This window comes from Pseudomonas sp. 22085, from assembly GCF_052045815.1.
Taxonomy (GTDB): Bacteria; Pseudomonadota; Gammaproteobacteria; order Pseudomonadales; family Pseudomonadaceae; genus Aquipseudomonas; species Aquipseudomonas glycinae.
Map to the genome: position 1 here is coordinate 149,419 of NZ_JBQEQA010000003.1, position 26,015 is coordinate 175,433.

General features: G+C 58.8%; 21 protein-coding genes. 12 read left to right on the plus strand and 9 right to left on the minus strand.

Going from position 1 to position 26,015, the window contains the following annotated elements; translation table 11 throughout:
* Positions 1-4: 4 nt before the first annotated feature.
* Positions 5-1,759: a molecular chaperone gene (locus ACTJK7_RS04560; protein ID WP_440779974.1), complete on the minus strand. Its 1,755-nt coding sequence runs from the start codon at positions 1,757-1,759 to the stop codon at positions 5-7.
* 221 nt (positions 1,760-1,980) lie between these two features.
* Between ACTJK7_RS04560 and ACTJK7_RS04565 the strand changes: the two genes are divergently transcribed.
* The gene (locus ACTJK7_RS04565) at positions 1,981-2,382 is read left to right on the plus strand and encodes a lectin OAA family protein (protein WP_108559292.1); all 402 of its coding nucleotides are present in this window, start codon (positions 1,981-1,983) and stop codon (positions 2,380-2,382) included.
* Positions 2,383-2,442: 60 nt separating this feature from the next.
* Here ACTJK7_RS04565 and asd read toward each other — a convergent pair whose 3' ends face one another.
* Genes asd through ACTJK7_RS04580 form a run of 3 tightly spaced genes read right to left on the minus strand, consistent with a single transcriptional unit; the run spans position 2,443 to position 5,715 of the window.
* Positions 2,443-3,303 (minus strand): archaetidylserine decarboxylase, encoded by an 861-nt coding sequence (gene asd / locus ACTJK7_RS04570; protein ID WP_108559293.1) that lies wholly within the window; start codon positions 3,301-3,303, stop codon positions 2,443-2,445.
* An 18-nt stretch (positions 3,304-3,321) separates the two neighbouring features.
* Positions 3,322-4,137, minus strand: coding sequence for a rhodanese-like domain-containing protein (locus tag ACTJK7_RS04575; protein WP_108559296.1), 816 nt, complete (start codon positions 4,135-4,137; stop codon positions 3,322-3,324).
* A 39-nt stretch (positions 4,138-4,176) separates the two neighbouring features.
* Positions 4,177-5,715: an HDOD domain-containing protein gene (locus ACTJK7_RS04580; protein WP_108559298.1), complete on the minus strand. Its 1,539-nt coding sequence runs from the start codon at positions 5,713-5,715 to the stop codon at positions 4,177-4,179.
* 167 nt (positions 5,716-5,882) lie between these two features.
* On the opposite strand from ACTJK7_RS04580, the gene motA reads away from it, so the two are divergent.
* Together motA and motB are read left to right on the plus strand one after the other, a co-directional pair.
* Positions 5,883-6,734, plus strand: coding sequence for a flagellar motor stator protein MotA (gene motA, locus ACTJK7_RS04585; RefSeq protein WP_007952169.1), 852 nt, complete (start codon positions 5,883-5,885; stop codon positions 6,732-6,734).
* A 3-nt stretch (positions 6,735-6,737) separates the two neighbouring features.
* Positions 6,738-7,817 (plus strand): flagellar motor protein MotB, encoded by a 1,080-nt coding sequence (gene motB / locus ACTJK7_RS04590; protein WP_108559300.1) that lies wholly within the window; start codon positions 6,738-6,740, stop codon positions 7,815-7,817.
* A gap of 88 nt (positions 7,818-7,905) precedes the next feature.
* On the opposite strand, the gene ACTJK7_RS04595 is transcribed toward motB, so the two are convergent.
* From ACTJK7_RS04595 to rsgA, 4 genes are all read right to left on the minus strand, one after another.
* Entirely contained in the window at positions 7,906-8,397 is a 492-nt protein-coding gene (locus ACTJK7_RS04595; protein ID WP_102686789.1) for a toll/interleukin-1 receptor domain-containing protein, read from the minus strand.
* Complete coding sequence (locus ACTJK7_RS04600) at positions 8,397-9,356, minus strand: caspase family protein (protein ID WP_064379086.1); 960 nt, start codon at positions 9,354-9,356, stop codon at positions 8,397-8,399. Before ACTJK7_RS04600 ends, ACTJK7_RS04595 begins: the two co-directional genes overlap by 1 nt.
* A gap of 2 nt (positions 9,357-9,358) precedes the next feature.
* Positions 9,359-9,766 carry a TIR domain-containing protein gene (locus tag ACTJK7_RS04605; protein ID WP_440779971.1) on the minus strand — a complete coding sequence of 136 codons (408 nt, stop codon included), beginning with the start codon at positions 9,764-9,766 and terminating at the stop codon, positions 9,359-9,361.
* 209 nt (positions 9,767-9,975) lie between these two features.
* Positions 9,976-11,007 carry a small ribosomal subunit biogenesis GTPase RsgA gene (gene rsgA / locus ACTJK7_RS04610; RefSeq protein WP_007950741.1) on the minus strand — a complete coding sequence of 344 codons (1,032 nt, stop codon included), beginning with the start codon at positions 11,005-11,007 and terminating at the stop codon, positions 9,976-9,978.
* A gap of 107 nt (positions 11,008-11,114) precedes the next feature.
* Between rsgA and orn the strand changes: the two genes are divergently transcribed.
* From orn to ACTJK7_RS04640, 6 genes are all read left to right on the plus strand, one after another.
* Positions 11,115-11,657 (plus strand): oligoribonuclease, encoded by a 543-nt coding sequence (orn, locus tag ACTJK7_RS04615; RefSeq protein WP_011332176.1) that lies wholly within the window; start codon positions 11,115-11,117, stop codon positions 11,655-11,657.
* A gap of 83 nt (positions 11,658-11,740) precedes the next feature.
* Positions 11,741-12,352: a trimeric intracellular cation channel family protein gene (locus ACTJK7_RS04620; RefSeq protein WP_064379088.1), complete on the plus strand. Its 612-nt coding sequence runs from the start codon at positions 11,741-11,743 to the stop codon at positions 12,350-12,352.
* A gap of 168 nt (positions 12,353-12,520) precedes the next feature.
* Positions 12,521-13,552: a hypothetical protein gene (locus ACTJK7_RS04625; RefSeq protein ID WP_108559304.1), complete on the plus strand. Its 1,032-nt coding sequence runs from the start codon at positions 12,521-12,523 to the stop codon at positions 13,550-13,552.
* A gap of 184 nt (positions 13,553-13,736) precedes the next feature.
* A complete protein-coding gene (locus tag ACTJK7_RS04630) occupies positions 13,737-15,266 on the plus strand; it encodes a hypothetical protein (protein ID WP_159085198.1) in 1,530 nt (509 codons plus the stop codon).
* A 355-nt stretch (positions 15,267-15,621) separates the two neighbouring features.
* The gene (locus tag ACTJK7_RS04635; protein WP_108559307.1) at positions 15,622-16,608 is read left to right on the plus strand and encodes a hypothetical protein; all 987 of its coding nucleotides are present in this window, start codon (positions 15,622-15,624) and stop codon (positions 16,606-16,608) included.
* Positions 16,609-16,689: 81 nt separating this feature from the next.
* The gene (locus ACTJK7_RS04640; RefSeq protein WP_440779970.1) at positions 16,690-21,411 is read left to right on the plus strand and encodes an RHS repeat domain-containing protein; all 4,722 of its coding nucleotides are present in this window, start codon (positions 16,690-16,692) and stop codon (positions 21,409-21,411) included.
* Positions 21,412-21,460: 49 nt separating this feature from the next.
* On the opposite strand, the gene queG is transcribed toward ACTJK7_RS04640, so the two are convergent.
* Positions 21,461-22,561 (minus strand): tRNA epoxyqueuosine(34) reductase QueG, encoded by a 1,101-nt coding sequence (gene queG, locus ACTJK7_RS04645; protein WP_323150973.1) that lies wholly within the window; start codon positions 22,559-22,561, stop codon positions 21,461-21,463.
* 63 nt (positions 22,562-22,624) lie between these two features.
* Here queG and ACTJK7_RS04650 point away from each other — a divergent pair, with 63 nt between their 5' ends.
* Genes ACTJK7_RS04650 through ACTJK7_RS04660 form a run of 3 tightly spaced genes read left to right on the plus strand, consistent with a single transcriptional unit; the run spans position 22,625 to position 26,013 of the window.
* Positions 22,625-24,124 (plus strand): bifunctional ADP-dependent NAD(P)H-hydrate dehydratase/NAD(P)H-hydrate epimerase, encoded by a 1,500-nt coding sequence (locus ACTJK7_RS04650; protein WP_064379094.1) that lies wholly within the window; start codon positions 22,625-22,627, stop codon positions 24,122-24,124.
* The gene (gene tsaE / locus ACTJK7_RS04655; RefSeq protein ID WP_064379095.1) at positions 24,112-24,582 is read left to right on the plus strand and encodes a tRNA (adenosine(37)-N6)-threonylcarbamoyltransferase complex ATPase subunit type 1 TsaE; all 471 of its coding nucleotides are present in this window, start codon (positions 24,112-24,114) and stop codon (positions 24,580-24,582) included. Before ACTJK7_RS04650 ends, tsaE begins: the two co-directional genes overlap by 13 nt.
* Positions 24,583-24,633: 51 nt before the next feature.
* Positions 24,634-26,013 carry an N-acetylmuramoyl-L-alanine amidase gene (locus ACTJK7_RS04660; RefSeq protein WP_371915557.1) on the plus strand — a complete coding sequence of 460 codons (1,380 nt, stop codon included), beginning with the start codon at positions 24,634-24,636 and terminating at the stop codon, positions 26,011-26,013.
* Positions 26,014-26,015: the final 2 nt, after the last annotated feature.

Genomic DNA, 26,015 nt, shown 5'->3' on the forward strand with positions numbered 1-26,015 from the left:
TGGCTCAAAGGGATTTCCACAACGAGTCGAAATCCTCTTCACTCTCGCCATTTTTGGCGGTCTCCAGCGAGCGATAGGCGAACTGATTGAAACTGTGTGTGCTCGCCACCCGCCGATCCAGCCCGGCGCGGTGTTCTTCGCCCTGGGTGTTGATCAGCACTTTGTTGCCTTCCTGAAACGGCAGCCGTGGTGCCAATAGCGTCGCGGGCAAGTGGATGGCGCTGATTTCCGGCAGTAGCAAACCTCGCAAATAATGACTGTGATCATCCCGCGTGCGCACCAGCTGCAAGCCGCAGGGCTGAGCGTGTGGCGCCACCAATTCGATACCCATCTGCGTCCCCGCGCCGCGCACCTGGCGGATCCAGCGTACGACGGCAATGCTCCAGCCTTGATTGAGGCTGTCCTGAATCCCGATCATTTCCCCGGCCTGTAATTCAGCGGGTACTTCTTTTGGCCAGGCCAGGCAGTAACCACCGGGGCTGTGGTTGATGACCGGCAATGCATAGGTCGGGTAATGCGGCCGGCTGTCAGTGTCGCTTTCGTCGTCGGCCAGCGGTTCGTAGCGGATCTCTTCGTAAGGCAAAAACTCGTCGGCCTTGCTCTGCGGTGCGGCATCGAACGCCTGGCTCCAGCCGTCCTTTTCGCCCTGAACCACCGCGTGGCTGAAATTTGCCGCACGAGTTCCGGGGTGCTTTAGCAGTTCGCTGAAAGTGCGTTCGCCGCCCAGGTAAAAGTGCAGGGCGCTCATGCCGACGCACACGGTCAAGTTGCCCTGGCCGACGGTGCGCTGGAAGCTGCGTTCGGCGGCTTCGCCCCAAGTCGCGTGCAAATGTTGCAGGGTGTCGAGGGTCAGGCCGGCCGGCACGGGCAGCGGCGTCGTTGCGTCCTGCTGCAGAAGGTGGGCCTCGATGGCATTCACCAGCGGTTGCGGATCGAAACCGAGCAAGCCTGCCTGTTGCTCGCTGCGAAACTGGGAGCGGTAGCGCGGGCCGGCGTCGATGTCTGCCGAGACCGCGAATAAACCCTCGCCCGGATGGGCGGGATGCAGTTTCAGCCACGCACTCCACGGTTCCACTACTTGGGCCAGCCGCGCGATCTGATTCTGCCGCAACTGATTGCAGCGTGCGCTACCCAGCAGCAGGGCGGCGAGGTAGGTCTGTTCGACGCTCAACTCGCCGGTCAGACTGGCGAGGTCGTCTCGCACCCGGCGATGCTGCAGTTGCAGTTCGCAGGCGCAGCGAAACAATTGATGCAGTTCGAACCACAGCTGTTCCGGTGCGGCGCTGTACAACTGCGCGGCGCGAACCAGTTGCCCTTTGAGTGCATGAGCCGCCCGTTGCAGCGCTTCGCTCACCAATGCCGCGCGATCCCGCGAGTACTTGGGTGCAATCCGCACAATGATCTGTTTGTAACCGATGGCCAGCTGACTTTGCAGGGCCTGGCACAGATTGCTGATCTTGCGTGAGCGCTCATCGAGCATGATCGCCTGATGCAGAAAATGCCGCTCCAGATGCTGGCAGACGAAATACACCTCGGGCCGCAACAGCTCCAGCAAATGCAGGCGGTTGTCGCTGGGGGTCAGCAATTGATTGATTTCGCCGAGGCCTTGATACAGCAGGCGCGCGGTTTCGCCGATGTTGGCCTTGGGCAGATCGGCAATCCAGCGCCTGAGGTCGCGTGGGGTGGCTTCACAGAAAGACAAGCGCAACTGCGTGGGTGTCGGGGTAGCCAGTGGTGGTCGGGATCGTGGCTCACTCATGCCGTGACAAGCTCCGGCGGCGAATAGGGCAATGCCAAAACTTTAGCAGTTGTGGTCCGTTTCGCTGGCGTTTGTCAGCCTTTTTTACCGTTGGTCTGCTGGCCTGGTGCCATTTCCGCAGGCGCTACTAGGCTGTCTGACGTGCGATCGGAAACGCACGGTTGCACGGCCTGCCGTCAACGTCGGGGCAGGTCTCCCGAAACTTCAAGGAGATGAGGTTCATGTCTAAATACGCAGTGGCAAATCAATGGGGCGGTAGTTCGGCACCCTGGCATCCGGGTGGAACCTGGGTGCTGGGCGCGCGGGACAACCAGAACGTCGTCGCGATCGACATCAAGTCCGGCGACGGTGGCAAAACCTTTACCGGCACCATGACCTACGCCGGCGAAGGCCCTATTGGCTTCAAGGCTCAGCGCACTGGCCAGAACCAGTACAACGTCGAAAACCAGTGGGGTGGCAACGATGCCCCGTGGCATCCAGGTGGCAAGTGGGTGATCGGCGGGCGAGATAACCAGAACGTTATCGCGTTGAGCGTCACGTCGAGTGACGGCGGGAAAAACCTCAGTGGCACCAATACCTACGCCAACGAAGGGCCGATCGGCTTCCGTGGGCAGATAGAGTAACGGCGCCACCCAGGTCGTATCCGCCCCTTCGCAGACGTGCGAAAGGGCGGATCAACAGGTTCAGGCGTTCGACTGTGCCAGGGCCTGACCCATCTGTACCGGCGAGCCGGCTTTCAATTCTTCAACCCATTTCACCTGATCCGGCCCGAACAGCACGATCGCGGTCGAACCCAGCTTGAAGCGCCCCAGTTCCGCACCTTTTTCCAGATGGATCGGCGCACGGGCGGCTTCGTCGTAACGGAAGGTTTTCAGTTCGCGCTTCGGTGGCGTGACCAGACCGGCCCACACGGTTTCGATCGAGGCCACGATCATCGCGCCCACCAGCACCACGGCCATCGGCCCGCGCTCGGTGTCGAAGATGCACGCCACGCGCTCGTTGCGGGCAAACAGTTCCGGAACGTTCTCTGCGGTGGTCTGGTTGACCGAGAAAATCCGGCCCGGGATGTAGACCATTTCGCGCAGGGTGCCGGCCAGCGGCATGTGCACGCGGTGGTAGTCCTTCGGTGACAGGTAAACAGTCGCGAATTCACCGCCCATGAACGGTGCAGCATTGGCTGCATCGCCACCCAGCAGTTCCAGCACGCTGAAACTGTGGCCCTTGGCCTGGAAGATGCGACCGTGTTCGATCGGGCCGAGCTGGCTGATCGCGCCGTCGGCCGGGCTGAGGATCGCGCCTGGGGTCGGGTCCAGTGGGCGAGCGCCGTCTTTCAGGGCGCGGGTGAAGAAGGCATTGAAGTGCTCGTAAGCGGTCACGTCTTCAACCAGTGCCTGCGACATGTCCACTTGATAACGCTTGGCGAACCAGGTGGTGAAGGCATTCTTGAACCAGCGCACGCGGCACTCGGCGACGCAGCCGGCCAGGCGCGACAGCAGGTGATGGGGCAGCAGGTACTGACTGATGATAAACAAACGCTCTTTCATGACTGTCCTTAAAAATCCTTAAAGCTCGACGGGGGTGTCGGGGTGGTTGCCCCATTCGCCCCAGGAACCGGCGTAGCCCTTGACCCGCGGATAACCGAGGGCCTTGGCCACCAGATAAGTGAAACCGGACCGGTGATGGGTCTGGCAGTGGGTAATGATTTCTTTGTCCTTGGTGATCCCGAGGTTTTCCAGGATCTGCGGCATGTCGGTACGGATGCGCAGCTGACGCGCCTGATCCATGCCCGCCGTCCATTCGAAATTGACCGCGCCGGGGATGTGCCCGCCCTTGGCCGCCAGGACCTTCTCACCGGAATACTCCAGCGGCCCGCGAGCGTCCCAGATCGCCAGGTCGGCGGCGCCGAGACGGCTTTGCAGGTATTCGCGGGTGGCGGTCGGTTCCTCGTGCAGGGTCAGGGCAACCGGGCCGCCCACCGCCGGAGGAATCTGGATCGACATCGGCGAACCTTCCGCCAGCCACGCCGGCAGACCGCCGTCGAGGTAGTGGTACTTGTCGTGACCGATCACATCGAGCAGCCAGATGAAGCGCCCGGCCCAGCCGCCGCCTTCGTCGTCATAGACCACGTAGACCGCATCTTTGCGATGACCCAGCTCACCGAACAGTTCTTCGAGTTTTTCCTTGCTCGGCAACAGCCCCGGAGCCGGCGCCTGACCCAGCTGGGTGCGTTTCGGATCGACAAAACGTGCGCCGGGAATGTGTCCCTCGGCGTAGCGGGCGGCACTGGTCAGATCCACCAGAATCAGATCGCGGGATTCGAGGCGCGGCAGCAGGTCGCTCGGCTCGATCACCAGGGCCAGGCCAGAGAAATCAGACATGTGAGGTCTCCAGAGCACAAAGGGGATGGATTGTAGCTGTCATTGGCCGCGCTGGCTAAAACTGTGCAGGGCTTTCTCGATGCACTGCGCGGTTTTGCCGAAGGCTTGCACGGTGATGTCGGCGAATGGCCCGCCACCCTGGTCGGCGACCACGATCATGATCACCCGGCCGTTGTTCACCAGTGAACGCAGGAACAGGTGTTCACCACGGAAAAGGGCGCGCAGCGAGGGCGGCAGCAGGGCGGAAAACTGGGCGTTGTTGTCCGGGGTGATCCGCACTTGCGCCTGCTGCGCGAGCAAGCGTTGCAGCACCGAACTCTGGCTGACGACGAAATTGAGCGCAGCGGCGTCCTTCGGCAACCCCGAGGTTTGATGGACGCGCAGATTGGCGTGGCCGCGGTCGGCCATCAGGATCATCACCCGGCGCATGCCGCTGGCGACCAGCGCATCGCGGGCGGCGACGGTCAGGCTCATGGCGTTGGTGAAGCGGCTTGGCACGGCCAGCAGCTCCGCGCATTGCCGGCGCCATTGGCTCAGGTCTTCAGCGGACGGCGCCGCAGCCGGCAGCATTCCGGCTGGAAGGCGACGGGTGCCCCACGGCCACAGCAGCGAAAGCGCCGGATGCCAAAGGTCCGGCATGAAATGATGGCGAGCGCTGACGGCGGCCTGTTGGTGCAATTGTTGTTGCACCTCGTCCATCGAGATTTGCAGGTAGAGGCTGGTCAGGAATTGCCAGCGCTCACTGTGCGGACTGTCCCAGGCCTGTTGCGCCGACAGTGCCAGTCCGTTGGCCAGCAACACGGTGTTGGCCGGCTGGTTGAGCCAGCGGCGCAGGGTCGGGTCGTCATCAAGGCGATTCTGCTGGCGCAACGGATGATCGACGTCGCGGGCAATGCGCAGGACCTTGACCAGTTCGCGCTGTTCGGTCAGCAGCAGCCGATAACCTTGCTGCACCCAGACCGGCAGACGCCAGACTTGCACCAGCGCCTCGCCGATCTTCAGCAGGCGCACGCCGAACAGCTGCTTTTCCACGACTCGCGCCGATTCACCCTTGTGGATAACCCGCACTTCCCACTCTTCAAGCAATTTGGGAAAGGTCAGCGCCAACGGCCACAGCGGCGACAGAAACAACAGGCTGCCCCAATGAATGTCTTGCCATAGTCGCGCCAGTCGGCTGGCGAAAAAACCGTTGGCCTGTTGCGTGGCGTGCTGGCTGATCATCTGCAACTGGCGCAGGGGCTGGGGGATCTGTGCGGCAGGTTCGGCGGGCAGGCGCGCCAGCAACTCTTCGGTGCGACCAAGGCCGAGGCGATTGATCGCCACTTCGAGGTTTTCCGCAGGTGCAGTCATGTTGCCGTGGGTGTGGCGGTTGGCTTCGCGGATGATGCTCAGGGCCAGCGCCGGACTGTCCTGCATCAGGTCGGCGATGTCGCGCAGCGAGCTGCGGTCATCGCGAATCGCCCGGCAGACCCGGTCATGGGCGTCTTGCGGCACTGGCAGGCGAACGCTGTCGAGCAGCTTCACCCAGCCATCGAGTGTGGTCGGTTTTACGTGTGGGACGTTCGTTTCATTAGCCATGTCTGGACGAGATCTTCACTGACTGTAGACGCGCCCGGCATGGGCTAAATTGGCTTTTCGCCTGAACTGGCTATAGTCTGGCGCAGTTTTGCCGATAAGTAGAAGAAGAGATTTTTTAACTTCCGAATATGACCTTGAACCCGACTTAAACAAGTACCTTTCTACCTATGGCTAAAATTATCGGCATCATCGTCGTATTCGCGAGCGTGCTCGGCGGATACGTGCTCTCCCACGGCAAGATTGCCGCCCTGATCCAGCCCTTCGAGGTGATGATCATCGGCGGTGCGGCACTCGGAGCCTTCCTCCAGGCCAACCCCGGCTACATGACGATGCACGTGCTCAAGAAATCCCTGAGCATGTTCAGTTCGCGTTTCAGCCACACGTTCTATCTGGAAGTGCTGGGCCTGATCTACGAGATCCTCAACAAGAGTCGCCGCGAAGGCATGATGGCCATCGAGGGCGACATCGAAGACGCCGCCGCGAGCCCGATCTTCGCCAAGTACCCCGCGGTACTGAAAGACGAACGCATGACCGCGTTCATCTGCGACTACCTGCGCATCATGTCGTCCGGCAACATGGCTCCCCACGAGCTGGAAGGCCTTTTCGACATGGAACTGTACAGCCTGAAGGAAGACCTCGAACATCCGTCCCACGCGGTGAACGGCATCGCGGACGCCATGCCGGGTTTCGGTATCGTCGCGGCGGTACTGGGTATCGTGGTGACCATGGCCTCCCTGGGTGAAGGCGATCAGAAATCCATCGGTCTGCACGTAGGTGCGGCACTGGTAGGTACCTTCTTCGGTATTCTCGCGGCGTACGGTTTCTTTGGCCCGTTGGCGCACTCCCTGGCCCACGATGCCAAGGAAGAGCTGAACGTCTACGAAGCCATCAAGGCCTCGCTGGTGGCTTCGGCTTCCGGCATGCCGCCGTCGCTGGCTGTCGAGTTCGGTCGCAAGGTGCTGTACCCGGCTCACCGTCCAAGCTTCGCCGAGCTGGAACAAGCCGTTCGCGGTCGTTAAGTCATGGAAAATAACCAGCCGATAATCATCAAGCGCGTCAAGCGCATCGCCGGCGGGCATCACGGCGGGGCGTGGAAGATCGCTTTCGCCGACTTCGCGACGGCGATGATGGCGTTCTTCCTGGTGTTGTGGCTGCTGTCCACCGCGACCCCGGAACAGAAGATCGCCATTGCCGGTTACTTCAAGGACCCGGTCGGTTTCTCCGAAAGCGGCACGCCGTACATCATCGATCTGGGCGGCACGCCGACCCTGGCGCCGGAAAACACCCTCAACCCTGAAGTGAAGTCGCAACCGCAGCCGGACAAGGTCACGGTCGACACCGAACAGGTTGAAGGCATGGCTGAACAGGTCGAGAAGGAACGTCTGGAACTGTTGCTGCAGGAACTGCAGAACAAGGTCGACGAGAACCCGCAGCTGCAGAAGTTCAAGGATCAGATTCTGTTCGAAATCACGCCGAACGGCTTGCGCATCCAGATCATGGACGCCGAGAACCGGCCGATGTTCGATTCCGGCTCTGCACGCCTGAAGCCGTACTTCGAAGACATCCTGCTGGCCATGGCCGACACCATCAAAGCGGTGCCGAACAAGATCAGCATCAGCGGTCACACCGATGCCAAGCCTTATGTAGGCAATGGCGACTTCGGCAACTGGGAGCTTTCGGCCAACCGCGCCAACGCCGCCCGGCGTGCGCTGGTGGCGGGCAGTTATCCGGACGCTCAAGTGGCGCGGGTTGTTGGTTACGCTTCGTCGGCACTGTTCGACAAGGAGAACCCGTTCAACCCGGTCAACCGCCGTATCGACATCGTGGTGCTGACCAAGAAGGCCCAGGCGGCCATCGAAGGCTCGCAAGGTGCCGACCCGTCGCAACCCGCAGATCAAGGCCAGAACGGCGCGGCGCCGGCCACCCCGGTCGACCCGAACGCCTTGCCGGCAGATCAGCAGCCGGTACCGGCCCATGAGTTGCGCGAACGACTGAACCTGTTCGACGACCCGCTGCCGAAACCGACCGAGCCGGGCACAGCGGCACCAGCACCGGCGCCTGCTGCACCGGCCACTGCACCGGCTACCGCGCCGAAGCAGTGACCCACAAAAAAGCCGACAGCGATGTCGGCTTTTTTGTGTCCGGCGGGAAGGCTGGTCACAGACGCATTCCCTGCTGCGCTCGGGCTGACTAAAACCCGCGTCGAATACGGTTTTTCAGCGCGTCATGAAACACTTCGGCGTTGTGTCGATTGGCGGTTCGCGTTGACTGATTTGCCGTGACCGAATCCAGGGTCATGGAGCGCTTGACGCTTCCTTCGGTGCGGTAAGCATCGATGAAGAAGTCCAGATCCCGATCGGTGCTCAGCTTCGGCCATTTGTCCAGATAGTGCGGAAGCTCCGCCGGCCCGGTTCTGAACGAGCAGATTCGTCGGTGGCTGATGGTCGCCTCGCCGATTTCGAACGGCACCCACCACGACAGTGCGGTCTTTTCCGACACCACGGCCAGCAGGTGGCTGCACTCGGTGATGTTACGGGTGATGACACCCGTGATGTCGTCGGTGGTCTGGGATTCAGGATCCAGCACATCAAGGTAGGTCTTGATATTGGCCTGAACCAGGCGGCTGTTGATGGCAATCGCCTGAGCGCGATCGCCGTGGCGGTAGCTGATGAATACGGGCATCAGAAATGTCCTTTGAGCGCTAGCTCTCGATAATAGGCGCCGAGTGCAGTGAGGCGGCAGCCGGTGGAGTGGAGGGCGGCGTAGTACATGTGCTCGGCGTCGACCGGTTCGATCAGGCTGTGGCGGTTGCACATCTGCAACTGTTTGAAGACATCGCCGTGATCGGGATCGAATGCCGCTTCGGTGGGTTCGTAGCTGGGATCGAGCCGGAAGACGAAGCTCGGCTCGGGAAACCAGTCCTTGAGCTTGCGCAGTGTTTCTTCGGCAATCAGCGGCGCGACTTCGCGCAGCGGTACGAATTGCGACACGTTGGTCTTGAACACCGGCCGCTGTTCCCATGCCCCCAGCGCATTGTCGACAAACGAATACACACTGCCCGGCGTGACCTTGCCCAATACATTGGCTGCGCCGCCGTGCAGGGCTTGCAACAGCAGATCGGTGAACACCCCGTGGCCACGGCTTTCCAGCGCCGATTGTTCTTTCTTGCAGGCCGTCAGGATGGTCATGCCTTCGCCGATCACGCTGCTGCCACCGCGCAGACTGCGCATGGCACCTGCTGCGCCGGCCTGGCAGCAATCCAGGATGATGATCTTGTTCTTGATGTGCGGTGCCTGATCGGCCCACGTCAGAATGTCGCTGATGCGAATGCCTTCGCCGCCGTGCCGGAAGTCCTGTGGAATCAGCAGTCCTTCGTCGATGCTGGTGTCGAACTGGCCATGGCCTGCGAAGTACAACAGCGCCACATCGCAGTCGCCGGAAAACAGCTCCCGGATCTGTTGCTTCATCGTGTCGAGTGTCAGGTTCTCCTCGGCTGAAGTCAGTACCTTGCTGCTGAAGTTCGGCCGCCCGTTGGCGTGGCGCTCCAGTACCGATGCCATGGCCATGGCATCGTTGTTACAGCCGCTCAGAGGGGCGACATGGTGGTAGTGGTTGATGCCGATAAACAGTCCCTTGCGCATGGTTACACCGCCGTGTGCAGGCGGATGGTCTTGATGATGCTCTGGGTGGTCCACGCACACTCGGCATGTGCGGCATTGCGTACAACGGTGGAAATCCGTTCGGCACCGAACGGTTTGATCGCGATGATCACCTTGCCCATGCGTCTGGCGATCTCGATTTCCTTGTTGATCCACTTGCTGTAGGTCGAATACATACCGGCCATGATCAGCACCGCCGAGCACGGCCGGATCTTGTTTTCGATCGCCTCTTCAAGCTGCTTGTCGGTGCGTGCACCCATGATCGGATTGTGCGGTGGCACGGAAAAGTTCTTGAAGCTGAAGTCGGCTTGAGCGCCGAGCAGGCGCACCAGATTGTCGTGGGCGTGGGGGTGGTTCCACGAGTGGCTGATGAACAAATGATAGGTCTGCATGGGGTTCCTCGGAGATCGCATAGGTGCGAAGGAAGAACCCAATTTAGGCCTCTGGAAGGGCGCTACAAGGTCTGGGCGGGAAAAGAGAAATGTCCTGCAAACTGAAGTAATCAGGCTTACAGAAAGGGCTTGTGTTTAAGGTGAGGGTGGAAACGCCGGCAGGTTCCGACAACCGGCAGCCCTTGGGGAAGGGCCGCCGACAGGGCTGTTTAGTAACCGTTTTCCGGCAGACTGGCGATGATCGAGCGGTAGCTGTTCATTCGCTGCTGCTGCACGCGGCCATCTTCCAGGGCCTTGAGCAGTGCGCAACCGGGTTCGCGATCGTGTTTGCAATCGCGGAAGCGGCAGGTGCCGAGCAGATCGTTGAACTCGATGAAGCCGGCTTCGACGTCGGCGCGGCTGACGTGGCCGAGGCCGAATTCACGGATGCCCGGGGAGTCGATCAACTCGCCACCGCCAGGGAAGTGGAACAGGCGCGCAGTGGTCGTGGTGTGCGTGCCCTGACCGGACAGCTCGGACAGCGGGCCGACGCGGGTTTCGACTTCCGGCAGCAGGCTGTTGACCAAGGACGACTTGCCGACACCGGACTGGCCGACGAACACGCTGATGCGCCCGTCGAGCTGCTTCTGCAATTGCTCCATGCCGTTGCCGTGGTGCGCCGAGACTTCCAGCACCGGATAGCCGAGTGTGCGGTAGACCGCCAGCAGGGCGTTCAGCGCCGGGGCGTTCTGCTCGTCGATCAGGTCGAACTTGTTCAGCAGCAGCAACGGACGGATGCCGGCGTGTTCGGCGGCGACCAGATATCGGTCGATCAGGTTGGCGTGGGGCTCGGGCAGCGGGGCGAAGACGATGACGATCATGTCGACGTTGGCGGCCACCGGCTTGAGCTGGCCACGGCTGTCCGGGCGGCACAGTTCGGTGGTGCGCGGCAGTTGCGCGACGATCACGCCGATGCCTTGGTTGCCGGCGCGCCAGACCACCTGGTCGCCGGTCACCAATGCAGGCAGATTGGCGCGCAAGTGGCAGCGGAAAACCTGGCCGGCCAGTTCGCCGTCAACGGCCTCGACCTCGACCTGCACACCGAAGTGGGCGATCACCAGACCGTGCTGTTCCGGGCCCAGGTCGCCGCCTTCGAGCGCCTCGACAGCCGAGGACTCGCGTTTGGCGGCGCGGGCGGCGCGCTCGCCCTGAATCTTTTCGATGCGCCAGTTTTGACGACGATTGAGTTGGCGTTTGGCCATGGGTGTTCCGTCTGAAGAATGCAGCGATTAGGTAAAACGGCCGCGAGTTTAGCACGCCCGGCAGGCTGCCTAGGCTAAACTGCGCAGCATTGCTCAGGAGCCGAAATATGCAAAACCCGCAGAATCTGATCTGGATCGACCTGGAAATGACCGGTCTGGATCCGGAAAACGACGTCATCATCGAAATGGCTACCATCGTCACCGACAGTGACCTGAACACCTTGGCCGAAGGCCCGGTGATCGCCATCCACCACAGCGACGAAGTCCTCGCCCGCATGGACGAGTGGAACACCCGCACCCACGGCAACTCGGGTCTGACCCAGCGCGTGCGTGAAAGCCGTGTCAGCATGGCCGAGGCTGAAGCCGAAACCATCGCCTTCCTCGAGCAGTGGGTGCCGAAGGGCAAGTCGCCGATCTGTGGCAACAGCATCTGCCAGGATCGCCGCTTCCTTTATACCCACATGAAGGCGCTGGAAAGCTACTTCCACTACCGCAACCTCGACGTCTCCACACTCAAGGAACTGGCCGCGCGCTGGGCACCGGACGTGCGTGACAGCTTCAAGAAGGGCAGCACTCACCTGGCGCTGGACGACATCCGTGAATCCATCGCCGAGCTGCAGCACTACCGCAAGCATTTCATCAAGTTCTGAGATCGGCACCCACGCCGGGGTGCCCTCTTTTGGTGCCTCGGCGAAGTGAGTAGACTGCGCGCCTTCCTGCCAGGATCGCCACCATGTTGCTGATGCTCTACCTCGTCGCCATTACTGCCGAAGCCATGACCGGCGCCCTGTCTGCGGGCCGTCGCGGCATGGACTGGTTTGGCGTGGTGCTGATTGCCTGCGTCACCGCATTGGGCGGCGGTTCGGTGCGTGACGTGCTGCTCGGGCACTACCCGCTGACCTGGGTCAAACACCCGGAATACCTGGTGCTGACCACGGTCGCGGCGATGATCACCGTGTTCACTGCGCGCTGGATGCGTCACCTGCGCTCGCTGTTTCTGGTGCTCGACGCGGTCGGTCTGGTGGCGTTTACCCTGATCGGTTGCATGACCGCCCTGGAAATGGGCCACGGGATGCTGGTGGCCTCGGTCAGCGGCGTGATCACCGGTGTATTCGGCGGCATCCTGCGCGATATCTTCTGCAACGATATTCCGTTGATCTTCCGCCGTGAGCTGTATGCCAGCGTCTCTTTTGCAGCTGCCTGGTGTTACATGCTGTGCCTGTATCTCAATGTGCCGAGTGAGCAGGCAATTCTGATTACCTTGTTTGGTGGTTTTCTGTTGCGATTGTTGGCGATTCGTTTTCATTGGGAAATGCCGAAGTTTGTCTATAACGACGAACATTGATATCTGTTGCTGCTGATTGATTTTTCCTGATTGCAAGTTTCGGAATGCTTGCAAGAGCATGTTTCTTACATTTTTCGCTTTGTTGGCTGTTTTGAAGCCGTGTTATTTCTTTTGTTGATGGGTTGTCAAAGGCAACCCTTGAATAGAACTCTTCAAAGGAAATGAATCATGAGTGAAATCGAGAGTGCAACATCGCATCAGCAAACTGCCCCGCCTGTTCTCGAAGGACTTGCCAGTTTCAAGGTGAAGTTTGATGCCGGTGATAGCACCAGCCTTAAATCGCTGTACGGTAATGGCCGCATGCAGGTTAAGGTGCAAGTTCTGGTTTCCGGGGTGGACGCCAACGGCGATGCCATGCATGTGCCGGAAGATGTAATAAATAGCATAGAGCTTATCCATTACAGCACTGGCAGGACATTGCGTAATGGCTGGACCGCGAGCACCGAGCAGGGACGTTACACCCTCGAGGCGCAAACTTCGGCTGTCGTCGGTGTCGATCACGACGACGATGCTGAAAGCGACAGCGTCCATCCGCAGGTTCGCACTTTCTGGGTATCCTCATCGGTCGCGGGAACGACCAGGATAGCTGCACGCTTATCACTGAACGGGCTGAGGGTTCTCAGTAACGGGACCACGCTGTCCAGTGTTCATGACAGCAGCGTAACGATTGAGTCCCAAACGCCTGCGGCTTATGCCATCGAGCAATTTCGCTGGTATCAAGCCCGGCGCGGTAATGAGCAGCCCGGTAATCGTATCTGCAACTACTACCTGGGGCTTTACCCACAGGGGCAGCAGATCAAGCTGGTTGATTGGATTGCAGACGGAGCTGAAGCCGGCGAGGACTATGCTTTTGCCGGGGGTAACAAGTTAGAGGAGCCGAGTACCAATTTTATGCTGGCCACTTTTGTCCGCCCGGAACGAAACACGCTGGACGTACAACTGCCATTTAATGGGGATCCCATTGCGTTCCTTTTTTCCGAGGCTGTTACACGAGAGTCCAAAAAGTACTCTGTCAGGGTCAATGATCACGACGGAGAACTGACGGTTGTTCAGGCGCTGTCCGAATATTCTGAACTTGCACCAAGCTCCAGGTACGGCGAAGTTCTTCACTTCCGTGCTATTGATCAACACGGCACCGAGCACAAGCTGGCATTCAGGCTGGATTTTTATACGCGCGATTTCACACTTGAACGAGGTTGAGTCGATACATCGCTGATGCTGATCCGGCAGGAGTGGTAGGTATATATGCGCATTTATACTGCAAGTATCGATAGACTGTGATGTTCAACTATCAGGTACTCGCATGGAACGTGCAGTACTTATGACTCGCGTTGGCCCTTTGGTTTGCGGGGCCAGCGCAACGACACCTCAAGGATGAGCGCTCATGGCTGACAAAATGCCAAAGGTCAAACCTGTTGCTACCCCAAGCAACTCACCCGATTTCAGTATCGATGTTTCACATCGGCCACCGCTTCCTGCCTCTGCAGCGCCGCAGATATCCATGCCGAATCGACTGGAGCCGTCGCACATTTTCTCCCGGCAAAATATGGGCGCACTGACGCAGGAAACCAGCGTGAGTGCGGCCCCGATCTCTTTGGTAACCAATGAGCTTGCGATACTTTCGGCGCTCCCCTCGCTGGCAGACTATCGGATACCCAAATCAGCACACCTCGGCGACGCCGATGCGCAAGGCATCCGGATGTACAAGGGGCGGCAGTTTGTGCAAGTCGCCGACGACCGTTTCGTGCAAGTGGTTCCGGATGCGGAGAGTGGCTTGTTTCGTGCCACTAAAGCCAGAGAGCTCAAACCCTCCGGTCCGCTGTTGAAGCCGAATGGCGAAGGCAGATTCTGGCATGCGGTAGACAGCAGTGATTCGCTTGATCGACTTGAAAGTCTCGACCCGGTACGCAAACGGATGTCCGTTGCCGAGCGCGTACGTGATCTTTATCCGCAGATCTCTGACGAGGAAGTGGCGACGTTTATCAACCAGCGCTTGAGGAGTGATCCATTCGGCGTAATGACGCGGCTCGAAAATGAGTTCGCGATGTTGCGTGACGAACTGGCGATATGGAGTGCCGGCGAGGCCTCGCCTCACTCGCATTCGCATTCGCAATCGTCAGCGCAGGGCCGTGCGCTGACGCTTGCCGGAGAACGCCTGGCTCGTGAGCAATTCAGCGCAATGCTGCGAGATATCTGGCAACGCAAGTCTGTATCGCGATGGGGATACGGTGACGATCATTTTTCGTCGAACATCGATTTTTCTGGTGAGTTGCCAAGGTTATCCGCGCGGTTCGAATATGTAACAGAATTAATATTAACCGCGCAGGTAACCAGTGCACGAATAGGCGCGTTCCTCGACAGTTTTCCCAATGTTCAATACTTGATGATCACTGGCGTAAGAGCGGAAGAGTTTCCGTCAGGAATATTTCAAATGCGTGAATTGCGCGAGCTTACATTGAAAAATTGCTCGCTTGGACTTACGGAGGTGACGGCTGAGGGGCTGTCTCGAATAGAAACACTCACATTGCTGAATCTGGCACACAATCCTCTGACAATCACCCCGCATGTGGGCTTCATGTCGGAATTGAAAGAGTTGATGCTGCATGATGCCAACCTTTCCAGTATTCCTTCAGGAATAAGCGCGCCGAAAAAACTTGGGGTGTTGGCGTTGCAGAATAATAATATTTCAGATGTTGGCGATGAGTTATTCGATGTTCCGGATACACAACATTTGTTTGTCGGGCTGGTGAATAACCCGTTGAATAACGTATCGAGGCAACGAATTGGTCATTATCTGGAAGATGCCAGCATGGATCGAAAAATAGAAATTCAGATGGATGAGCCGCTTTCAGAGGTGGAGTCCGACAGTGAATCCGCAGAGAGCGGATTCGGGACGGATTCAGACAGTAACTGAGTGTTGGAGGAAGTAACTAATATTCAGTTTGTCCAACATGTTTTGATAAATATAAGCAAAATTTTTGCCCTCTTCCGTTTTTGGCTCAACCTGGGGCAGGACCGGAAGAGGAGCATCAGGTCTTCAGAATTAAGGCTTTGGGGCGGACGGTCTTGAGGTTTGTGAGCCGGTGGAATGTCTTGTTGAAGGTTTGAAAAGTGTGTGTAAATTTTGATTTGATATTCAGGTATTTCCTCGCCTGGGGCTGTTAATAGTTTGTAGAGTGTTGATGGTTTTATTGTCGTTTTGATCGTGCGTCAATGCTTCGGCAAGTCCTGAGAAGGACGAAACTTATTCATTGCCAAGGTATTATTTGATGTTTGATGAGCAACTCAGTATTTCCCGTATCGAGGTGAAGTTTGACGCCGGCAGGTCTGGCCAACATAAAACGCTTTACGCCAACGGTCGCATGCAAGTACGCGTGTTGGTACTTTTACACGGTGTCGATAACAGTGGAGACGACGCGTCGCTGTATGGACATCCCGCCTTGCAGTCCCTGCGCCTGATTGCCTATAACGGCGCCCGGCCTCTTGAGGGCGATTGGAGCGTGTCCACCCAGGAAAATCGCTATGCACACGAAATGTCGGGTGGGGCACCGCGCATGACCGAAGTTCCTCGCGTAAAGAACAATCGAATCAGTGATGATTCCGACCCTGTGCAGGTTTTTGAATTCTGGGTTTCCGCCTCCAGGCCTGGAATTATGGAAGTGGCTGCCGAAATCATCATGAACAACGTGACATTGCGAACCAACGGGATCGGTTTTGATAGCAGTGTGACGCTCGAAGCTGTTCCTCCGAAGGTTTACCCACTGAGCAGCTTTTCGTTGAGGAAATACGACGACGCGCAGCAGAGGGCAGGTTACGACTGGATTCAGCTTTATCACATTGGTCTGCAAGCGGAAGGACGGCAGGTTCATCTCCTCGACTGGTACAGCAGTGAGGTAAAACTTGACCCTTATGATTCCGAAGAAGCGGTACAGGTCTACGTGTCCGGCAACATTTCCGGAACACAGGATGGTCGTAGAAACTTTTACGGTTATATGGCACCGATCTATGGAGAAAAAGCCACGTTTCGCGGCCCTCTCGGCTACGTAACGGTACCGATCAACAAAGTGCCCGGGCAGTTGACACTTGTTCAGTATGTTTCAGCTGACCTGCAAGTGGCTCGGGAGAGCGAAAGTGCATTCGAATTTGCAGTAATCGATGAGTTTGGCACGGAACACAGGCTCTCTCTCGACGGTAACAAGGAACAACGAACTTTTATTTTGGATGAGTCGCGGCGATCAATGAAACAGCTTGCCTGATTTCGCCTGGTGACCAGCAAGTTGTTGCTGGTCACTTGATATCGCCAATCGCTGAACCTGAAAATAAAGGACGTTTTTTCCATGGAAAGTAATTTTTCTTCCAAAGCACATTCAAACGCTTTCAACTTTAGTGAGTTTGTTTCCGGAGGTGTTGATCCTCGCACCGGCATGTATACGTGTGCGCTTTCCTTGGGCAAGTTGCACTCAGCGGACCTCAATGGCCCTGAGCTTGCACTTTCTTTGGGCTTCAATCCGCTCAATCAGATGGATACCGGTTTCGGCGTAGGCTGGTCTTTGACCATGACGCATTACGACTTGCGCAGCAAAGTCATGACGCTGGCCAACGGTGAACGCTATCAGGCTGTGGAGACCTCCAGCGGCTTGAAGTTCAAGGAAATGAAGCTGCAAACCGCCAAGGTGCTGGAGATCGGGACGGGGCGCTACGAAATTCGCTACAAGGATGGTCGGCGTGAGCTGCTAAAGGTTCAGGCAGGCACTCAAGTCGCGGTAGTGGAAAAAATCATTGCCCATAATGGTGTGAGCATCACGCTGAAGCATGTGTTGTTCAATCAGTTTCCCATGTTGGCTGAAGTCAGCGACGCCAAGCGATGCCTGCTGAAAATCACACGCAATGCAGGTCAGGTCACACTGACCCGGCATCCCGATAGTTTGGCCCGTTCCGATTACGCATTGATCCTGAAAAATAGTCAGGTTACGGCAATCGAGCTACCGGTCGGCAAAGGCTGGGAGCTGGAATATGAAGTCATTGATCAGGCCATCTATTTGCGGCGCGTCGTCAACCCGTTGCGCGGTGTAGAAATCATTCGCTACAAACGACAAGGTCACCGTTTCGTGAGTGGCGTCGAACAGACACTGCCATTTGTCATCGCTCACGAGATTTATCCCGGGCGCGATCAACCCCGGATATGCAAGGCCTACTCGTATTCAGACCATAACTTTCTCGGGCAGGGTCTCGTCCCGACCAGAAGCAATGATGGAGACCCTCTCTACCTGGCACCCGCCAACTATGTCTATTCCTCGGACGAGCTAATGGTGGTCAACGGTAAGGTGCACACTCGCATCCGCCGCACTTACAACAAATTCCATTTGTTGATCTCGGAGGTCACGACAAGTGGCGATGCCCAGACCTCAACGACTATCGAGTATCACTGTTGCGTCACCAAGCCATTCAATGAGCAGCCTGCCCAGTTCCGCATGCCAAAAGTTCAGAAGGTGACTTATCTCGACCGGCGCACCCAGCACAAACGTGAGGAAATCACCGTCACCGAGTTCGATGGTGAAGGCAACTTGCTGAAGATTGTCGAGCCGAATGGAGTGACCACTGTGTCGGAATTTTATCCGGCAAGTGGTGGGGACAACTGTCCGGAGGATCCGCTGGGTTTCGCCAGGTTTCAGAAAAAAAGGACAGTCATTCCTGCAGCGGGGGGCGCAAACTCGACGGTTACGCACTACGACTATGTTCTGCATCCCGCGCTGAGCGGTGCGGAGCTGGCCTTCGTCCTGCCGGTTGAGGAACGTTTTTTCGAGCTTGTGGAAGGGGTCGGAATCCTGCGATCGAAGACCGAAAAGCGTTACCTGAATACGCCAGAGGATCCGCTCAAGCACGGGGCCATGAAAGAGCAAAGCATCACTCTGGCAGATAAAAAAAACCGTACCGAGTTCTCCTATGAGCTCAAGGGCACCAGGCTGGAGGTAAAGTCCAGTACTCACGGATTTGATGGCGCGCTGCAGACCAGTGAGAAAGTGCTCTCGACGTTGAGTGGATTACAGGTCGCGAGCATCGGTGTCGATGGTGAACGCATCGAATATGAATACGACGCGATCGGCCGGCCAGTGTCCAAAACGCTTGCCCGGGGTACCCCCTACGCCGCCTTGACCCGATGGGCCTATTTGCCCGCCAGTAAGCAGCAGCCCGCTACGATAGTGACCACCGATCCAGCCGGTGGTGAGCAGCGCGCGACGTATGACGGCCTGGAAAGGGTTATCACCGTTGAGGAAAAGGACTGTGACCATCCGGACAAGGACGGACTCATTCACAGTCGCACTCTTTATTCCGCGATTCATGATTCGGCGGGTCACAAAGTGAAAGTCACGCTGACCGATTGGCGTGATGGCAAGCCTTATCCAGTTGCGACCGCCTACGAATTCGATCACTGGGGCCAGCTCAGCAAGACCCTCCATGCCGATGGGCGTATCGAATACAACGAGGTCGATCCGGTCGCTCGCCGGCAAACGAATTGGCTTCAGGGGATGGGCAAGACCGTCACTTTCGTCAACGAGTTTGGTAAACCGCTGAGCGTCGAGAGCTTCAATCTGAGGCGCGAGAGTCTGGGTAAAACCACTTATACCTATGACGGGTTCGGGCGCACGGCCAGCCAGACCGATCCGGTTGGCAATACCACTCGATATGAATACGACGTCTTTGATCGCATGATCCGAAGTGTCATGCCCGACGCCAGTGAGGTAGTCACCGAATACGCGGATCACACTGACGAAGCGCTGCCGGTCGGGATTCAGGTCGATGGCAAGGTATTGGGTCGGCAGATCTATGACGGTTTGAATCGCCTGACGGAAAGTACGGTGGGTGGGCGCCAGTCGCAGACTGGTTACGAAGCGGGTTTCAGTCAGCCTCAGTGGTACAGGAGCGCTGAGGGCAAGAAGACCGAATTCACTTATTTGCGAGACCTGGGCGGTTTACTGACCGAGCGCAAGGCGGGGGCTCTGCTCACGACCATGACGTACGACCCCGTCAGTGGTCAGCCGTTGACCTGCACCGAAAAAGACCGAGAACATCGTTTTGCCTATTATCCTTCCGGGCGCATCAAGTCCGAAACGACGACCTTCGGTGATATCAGCAAAGCAACCTCCTTTACTTATTCCCTCGAGGGGCGACCGCTCACTTATGTCGATGTTCTCGGTGGCGAGCATATTTGCGAATACGATGAGCACGGCCGCTTGTTGGCAACTGTGCAAGGGACGCTGAAAACCGAATTCCACTACAGCACACTGACCGGGATGCTGGAGTGGACGAAGACCGAAGACACTTCGATCAAGCGAAGAATGATCACTCGGTTTGCCTATGATGATATCGGTCGTGAGACTTGCCGTACTTTCGAGATCAAGGGCCAGCCCGACCAGACGCTGGTCTCGGCTTACACGCTTGCCGGCAAACTGGCGCAGAAAGTGTCCATGCGCGGTACGCAAATACTGCGCGATGAACGATTTGCCTACGATGTGCGTGGCCGGCTGATCCAGTACGACTGTGCGGGTACCCAAAAACCCCGGGATCCTTATGGCAAGGAGATTGTTCAGCAGACATTCACGTTCGATGCGCTGGATAACCTTCTGAGCGTGCAGACGCGGTTCCCGCTGGGTGTGAATCTGACCACCTTCAGTTACGACAATCCGGACCCTGTACAACTCAGTGCAGTCAGGCATTCACACGTCGACTATCCACCGGCAGTCACCCTGGAATACGACGCCAACGGCAGGATGATCAAAGATGACCAGGCGCGAGTCCTGGCCTATGACGCATTCGGGCGTCTTGAGCAATTGACTGGTGCAGGAGGCTCGGTCATTCGCAATTACCATTACGACGGTTTCGACCATCTGGTTGAACTGTCGCAACCGGAAAATGCACCTACCCAGCGTTATTACCACGAAGGGCGTGTCATCCATGAAGTCAGTGGTAAAAGTTCATCCAGTATCGTGCGTCACGGTGGACTACTGGTGGGGCAGCAGCAACTCGGACCGGGCAGCGGCACACAACTGTTCGGCACCGATCAGCAGCACAGTGTGCTGGCAGAGCTGGGTGAAAAAAATCTGACTGACCGTGTTTACAGCCCGTACGGGCACCTTCCTGCCGAAGGCGGGGTGTTCAGTCTGGCGGGGTTCAATGGTGAGCAGCTTGATCGGGCAACCGGCCTTTACCTGCTGGGCAATGGTTACAGAGCCTACAGCCCGACGCTGATGCGTTTTCTCGGCCCCGACAGCATGAGTCCGTTTGGCGGGGGGGGATTGAATGCCTACGCTTATTGCCTGGGCGATCCCGTCAATCGTGTCGACCCGACAGGGCATATATCCTGGCAATCGATTCTGGGCATCGGAATGGGGGTGCTCGGGATTGTTGCCAGCGTGCTGACGATGGGCGCTGCCACGCCGTGGGCGCTGGCGGCGCTGGGACTGACTGTCGCTTCAGGTTTGACGGGTATCGCCGGTGAAGTGCTCGATAATTATGCACCGGACTCTCAATTGGGAGAGGTATTGGGCTGGATCAGTGTCGGCCTTGGACTGGCTTCGCTCGGTGCCGGTCTGGCGGCTGGCGCCAAAGCGGGTGTCAATGCCGGCAGAAAACTGGCTTCGGCCTTTGAGCAGGGACTCAGTTCAAAGGGGACGATGAAAATGGGCAAGGTGCTTGCCAAGGGCAAAGGCGCGAAGGCCGCGGCCAGGAAAGCCAATGCGCCGGTTGAGGAGCAGGTCGAAAAGCAATGGACGCTGGTCAGGCCCAAAGACAAGTTGAACTTTCTCAGGATAGAGGCGCGCAAGGCCTCGGAGGACAGGGCAGAAGAGTTCATGAAACATGTTGAAGCGGGTAACTCCCCGACCTCCGCCGCCAGACTCATCCATGCCGAATATACGCCAATGTATGGTCCGTCCAGCACGACATCAAAACCAATGCATCTTTACTTGTCGAAGGGAGACCGTATTTATCTGACGGAGAACACCAAAGACCGGATCGTCATCATCAAGCAGATGGGTGGCCACTATAACGAAAAAAAATAGGCATCAATGATCAGACCGGGCAGTACCGGCATGCGCCAACAGCACTCAACTACGATTTGAGCACATTATCTGCCGGTTCTGCCTGCGCAGATCCGGCGTGCTGTTCCAGTGCCCACTCCACATGCTCTCTCACCAGCTCGGACGGATAATCCCGTCGCGCCTTCAACGCTTCCAGCACCGGAATCGTTGAAGGCGCATTCCCCAGCCCCACTGCCAGATTGCGCAGCCAGCGTTCGTAACCCGCCCGGCGCAGTGGCGAGCCTTCAGTGCTGCTCAGGAACTTGTCTTCATCCCACAAAAACAGCTCGGCCAGTTCGGCATTGTCCAGGTTGTGCCGTGGCTTGAAGTCGCTTTCACCGGACGGACGGGCGAAGCGGTTCCACGGGCAGCAGATCTGGCAGTCGTCACAACCGAACACGCGGTTGCCGATCAGTGGCCGCAAGTCTTCGGGAATGGCGCTTTTCAGCTCGATGGTGAGGTAGGAAATGCAGCGTCGCGCATCCAGCACATACGGGCCGACGAAGGCGTTGGTCGGGCAGATGTCGAGGCAGGCGGTGCAGCGTCCGCAGTGTTCGGTGCTGTGGGGGGCGTCCACTGGAAGCGGGAGGTCGACGAACAGTTCGCTGAGAAAGAAGTAACTGCCGGCCTTGCGGTTCAGCACCAGCGTGTTTTTGCCGATCCAGCCCAGTCCGGCCTGTTCGGCGATGGCTTTTTCCAGCACCGGGGCGCTGTCGACGAAGGCGCGGAAGCCGAACGGGCCGATTGCGGATTGAATTTTGTCCGCCAGTTGTTGAACGCGTTTACGGATCAACTTGTGATAATCGCGGCCCAAGGCATATCGCGAGATGTAGGCTTTTTCCGGATTGGCCAACAATTGCGCCATTTGCGTGTCACCCGGCAGGTAGTCCATGCGCAGCGACACCACACGCAGGGTGCCCGGCACCAGCTCTTCGGGGTGCGAGCGTTTGCTGCCGTGGGCGCCCATGTAATCCATTTCGCCGTGGTAGCCGGCCTCGAGCCAGCGTTGCAGATGCTGTTCATGCTCGGCCAGATCCAGACCGCTGATGCCGACGTGCTGGAAGCCCAGCTCACGCCCCCAGTCCTTGATGGATTGGGCGAGGGCAGGCAGATCTGTGGTGATGGCGGACATGAGGCGAGAGAAACCGGAGCTGAGGTGCGTATAATTCTGCCAGACATCGGAGCCCGAAGACGCATGCCGCACACTAAAGATCAATTACCCGACGCGCTGTACCGTGCCGCGCAAGTGCGCGAACTCGATGAACGGCTGATCGCTGCCGGCACGCCGGGCTTCGAATTGATGCAACGCGCCGCCCACGCTACGTGGCGCGCACTGGTGCGCCAATGGCCGTCCGGGAATGAATTGACGGTGTTGGCCGGACACGGCAACAACGCCGGCGATGGTTATCTGGTGGCAGCGCTCGCTCACCGGGCGGGTTGGTCGGTGCGGGTATTGGCTGTCGGCGCACCGCAGCGTTTGAAGGGTGATGCCGCCGTGGCGCACGCCGAAGCCGTGGCGGATGGCGTCTCGATCTGTGCCTGGGATCCGTCCTGCGAGTTGCGCGGTATTGTCGTTGACGCCTTGCTCGGCACCGGCCTGAGTGGTGAGGTGCGTGAGCCCTATGCCGCTGCGATTGCGGCGATCAATGCCAGCGGGCTGCCGGTGGTGGCAGTCGATATCCCATCCGGGTTGTGCGCCGATACTGGTCATGCGCTGGGTGGGGCAGTGCACGCCGACCTCACCGTGACGTTCATCGGCCTGAAACTCGGGCTGTTCACGGGCGAGGCGGTGGATCATATCGGCGAACTGCTGTTTAACGATCTGCAGGCGTCTGCCGAAAGCTTCAGTGACATTCCTGCCGCCGCTCAACGGCTCAACGCGATTAACCTGCCGCGTCCGGCTGCCCGTGCGCCGGCTGCCCACAAGGGGCGATTCGGCCATGTGCTGCTGATCGGTGGCGATCACGGTTTTGGCGGGGCAATCCTGCTCAGCACCGAAAGCGCCTTGCGCAGCGGGGCAGGGATGGTCTCGGTCGCGACCCGCCCGGAACATGTGCCGGCGGCTTTGAGTCGGGTACCGGAGGCCATGGCACTGGGCGCTTCTTCAGCCAATCAGTTGATGGGGCTGCTGGACAAGGTGTCGGTGCTGGTGGTCGGGCCGGGGCTTGGGCAGGCCAGTTGGGGGCGAGCGCTGTTATCAGCCGCTGCCAATGCAGCGCTGCCGCAGGTATGGGACGCGGATGCGCTGAACCTGCTGGCCCGCGGTTTTGTCAGTTTGCCCAAGGATTGCGTGATCACGCCGCATCCGGGGGAAGCCGCGCGTTTATTGGGGATCAGTACCGCCGAAGTGCAGGCTGATCGTCCGGCGGCGGCGCTGGCGTTGAGCAAAAAATATACAGCGGTGGTGGTGCTCAAGGGCGCGGGCAGTCTGATCGCTCATCCCGATGGCCGTCTGGCGTTGTGTCATCAAGGCCATCCGGCCATGGCCACTGCCGGGCTCGGCGATGTGCTGGCGGGCCTGATCGGCGCGCTGCTGGCCCAGGGCATGGACGGTTTCGATGCCGCATGCCTGGCGGTCTGGCTGCACGCCAACGCCGGTCTGCAACAAGGTAAATTCGGCCGTGGGCTGGCGGCCAGTGATCTGATTCCAGCCATTCGTCAGTTGTTGGAGGAGCATGCACCGTGTCTGAAGTAACCCTGTACCTGGCTGATGAACAGGCCATGAGCGACTTTGGCGCACGCATCGCCCGCATCACGCAGGGCCATGGCCTGATCTTTCTCGAAGGCAACCTCGGGATGGGCAAAACCACGCTGTCGCGGGGCATCATTCGCGGTCTGGGGCATGTGGGGGCGGTGAAAAGTCCGACCTTCACCCTGGTCGAGCCCTACGAGATCGGTGACGTCCGCGCGTTTCACTTCGACCTGTATCGCCTGGTCGATCCGGAGGAGCTGGAGTTTCTCGGGATTCGCGACTATTTCGACGACGATGCTCTGTGTCTGATCGAGTGGCCCGATAAAGGTGCAGGCTTTTTGCCAAAGCCTGACCTGACCATTACCATTAGCCCGCAAGACAGCGGACGTTCGCTGACCATTTTATCCCAGGGCTCGCGCGGCGAGGCCTGGTGTGCCGCTTTGGCATTGGAAACCAATTGAATGATGGGGTTAGGTATGCGCTTTCGCGCGTTGATGGCTGCCGCTGGACTGATGTTGATGGCAGTAACCGTCAACGCTGTGGCCGACACGAAGGTCAACAGCGTGCGCCTGTGGCGGGCGCCGGACAACACGCGACTGGTGTTCGACCTGACAGGCCCGGTGCAGCACAGCGTCTTTACGCTGACCGCGCCGGATCGTCTGGTCATCGACATCAACGGCGCCACCCTCGGCGCGCCGCTGAATGTGCAGACCGCCAACACGCCGATTACCGCCATGCGCTCGGCCCAGCGCACGCCGACTGACCTGCGGGTGGTCATCGACCTGAAAAAGGCGGTCACCCCGAAAAGCTTCTCGCTGGCGCCGAATGCGCAGTACGGCAACCGTCTGGTGGTCGACCTGTTCGACAACCCGGCCGATGCCGCACCGCCGCCTGCGCCGACACCATCAGTTGCCACCGTTCCCGCGGTTCCGGTCACGCCGGCCGAACCTGCGATCAAGCTGCCACCGGCCCCGGCCGGCAAGCGCGACATCATTGTGGTCATCGATGCCGGTCATGGTGGTGAAGACCCGGGTGCGTCCGGTTCTCGCGGTCAGCGTGAGAAAGACGTGGTACTGCAGATCGCCCGCGAATTGCAGCGTCAGGTCAACGGCATGAAAGGCTTCCGCGCCGAGCTGACCCGTACCGGTGACTATTTCATCCCGCTGCGCGGCCGTACCGAGATTGCTCGCAAGAAGGGCGCCGACCTGTTCGTCTCGATCCACGCCGACGCCGCGCCGTCGGCCGCTGCGTTCGGTGCGTCGGTGTTTGCCCTGTCCGACCGTGGCGCCACTTCTGAAACCGCCCGTTGGCTGGCCGACAGTGAAAACCGTTCCGACCTGATCGGCGGTGCCGGCAACGTCAGCCTCGATGACAAGGACCGGATGCTGGCCGGCGTTCTGCTCGACCTGTCGATGACCGCCTCGCTGACCTCCAGTCTCAACGTCGGCCAGAAAGTCCTGACCAACATCGGCCGGGTCACGCCGCTGCACAAGCAACGTGTGGAGCAGGCCGGGTTTATGGTGCTGAAGTCGCCGGACATCCCGTCGATCCTGGTGGAAACCGGCTTCATCTCCAATGCCAACGAAGCGTCGAAACTCTCGGCAGCCAGCCACCAGCAGGCGCTGGCGCGCTCGATCAGCAGCGGCGTGCGCCAGTTCTTCCAGCAGAATCCGCCACCGGGTACCTACATCGCCTGGCTGCGTGATTCGGGCAAGATCGCTCAAGGTCCGCGCGATCACCGGGTAGGTCCGGGTGAGACCGTGGCAATGATTGCCGTGCGTTACCAGATTTCGCCGGCCACGCTGCGCAGTGCCAACAATCTGAAAAGCGATGATCTGAAAGTCGGTCAGCACCTGACCATTCCCGGCACCGAACTGGCGTCCAAAGAATGAAC

Excerpts from the sequence above, each read along its gene's own strand:
- ACTJK7_RS04560 (WP_440779974.1), bottom strand. The coding sequence starts at position 1,759 with ATGAGTGAGCCACGATCCCGACCACCACTGGCTACCCCGACACCCACG.
- ACTJK7_RS04575 (WP_108559296.1), bottom strand. The coding sequence starts at position 4,137 with ATGTCTGATTTCTCTGGCCTGGCCCTGGTGATCGAGCCGAGCGACCTG.
- asd (WP_108559293.1), bottom strand. The coding sequence starts at position 3,303 with ATGAAAGAGCGTTTGTTTATCATCAGTCAGTACCTGCTGCCCCATCAC.
- ACTJK7_RS04630 (WP_159085198.1), top strand. The coding sequence starts at position 13,737 with ATGGCTGACAAAATGCCAAAGGTCAAACCTGTTGCTACCCCAAGCAAC.
- ACTJK7_RS04620 (WP_064379088.1), top strand. The coding sequence starts at position 11,741 with ATGTTGCTGATGCTCTACCTCGTCGCCATTACTGCCGAAGCCATGACC.
- motA (WP_007952169.1), top strand. The coding sequence starts at position 5,883 with ATGGCTAAAATTATCGGCATCATCGTCGTATTCGCGAGCGTGCTCGGC.
- ACTJK7_RS04605 (WP_440779971.1), bottom strand. The coding sequence starts at position 9,766 with ATGCAGACCTATCATTTGTTCATCAGCCACTCGTGGAACCACCCCCAC.
- ACTJK7_RS04625 (WP_108559304.1), top strand. The coding sequence starts at position 12,521 with ATGAGTGAAATCGAGAGTGCAACATCGCATCAGCAAACTGCCCCGCCT.
- ACTJK7_RS04595 (WP_102686789.1), bottom strand. The coding sequence starts at position 8,397 with ATGCCCGTATTCATCAGCTACCGCCACGGCGATCGCGCTCAGGCGATT.
- queG (WP_323150973.1), bottom strand. The coding sequence starts at position 22,561 with ATGTCCGCCATCACCACAGATCTGCCTGCCCTCGCCCAATCCATCAAG.
- ACTJK7_RS04650 (WP_064379094.1), top strand. The coding sequence starts at position 22,625 with ATGCCGCACACTAAAGATCAATTACCCGACGCGCTGTACCGTGCCGCG.
- ACTJK7_RS04580 (WP_108559298.1), bottom strand. The coding sequence starts at position 5,715 with ATGGCTAATGAAACGAACGTCCCACACGTAAAACCGACCACACTCGAT.
- ACTJK7_RS04600 (WP_064379086.1), bottom strand. The coding sequence starts at position 9,356 with ATGCGCAAGGGACTGTTTATCGGCATCAACCACTACCACCATGTCGCC.
- rsgA (WP_007950741.1), bottom strand. The coding sequence starts at position 11,007 with ATGGCCAAACGCCAACTCAATCGTCGTCAAAACTGGCGCATCGAAAAG.
- ACTJK7_RS04635 (WP_108559307.1), top strand. The coding sequence starts at position 15,622 with ATGTTTGATGAGCAACTCAGTATTTCCCGTATCGAGGTGAAGTTTGAC.
- ACTJK7_RS04565 (WP_108559292.1), top strand. The coding sequence starts at position 1,981 with ATGTCTAAATACGCAGTGGCAAATCAATGGGGCGGTAGTTCGGCACCC.
- ACTJK7_RS04660 (WP_371915557.1), top strand. The coding sequence starts at position 24,634 with ATGTTGATGGCAGTAACCGTCAACGCTGTGGCCGACACGAAGGTCAAC.
- motB (WP_108559300.1), top strand. The coding sequence starts at position 6,738 with ATGGAAAATAACCAGCCGATAATCATCAAGCGCGTCAAGCGCATCGCC.
- orn (WP_011332176.1), top strand. The coding sequence starts at position 11,115 with ATGCAAAACCCGCAGAATCTGATCTGGATCGACCTGGAAATGACCGGT.
- ACTJK7_RS04640 (WP_440779970.1), top strand. The coding sequence starts at position 16,690 with ATGGAAAGTAATTTTTCTTCCAAAGCACATTCAAACGCTTTCAACTTT.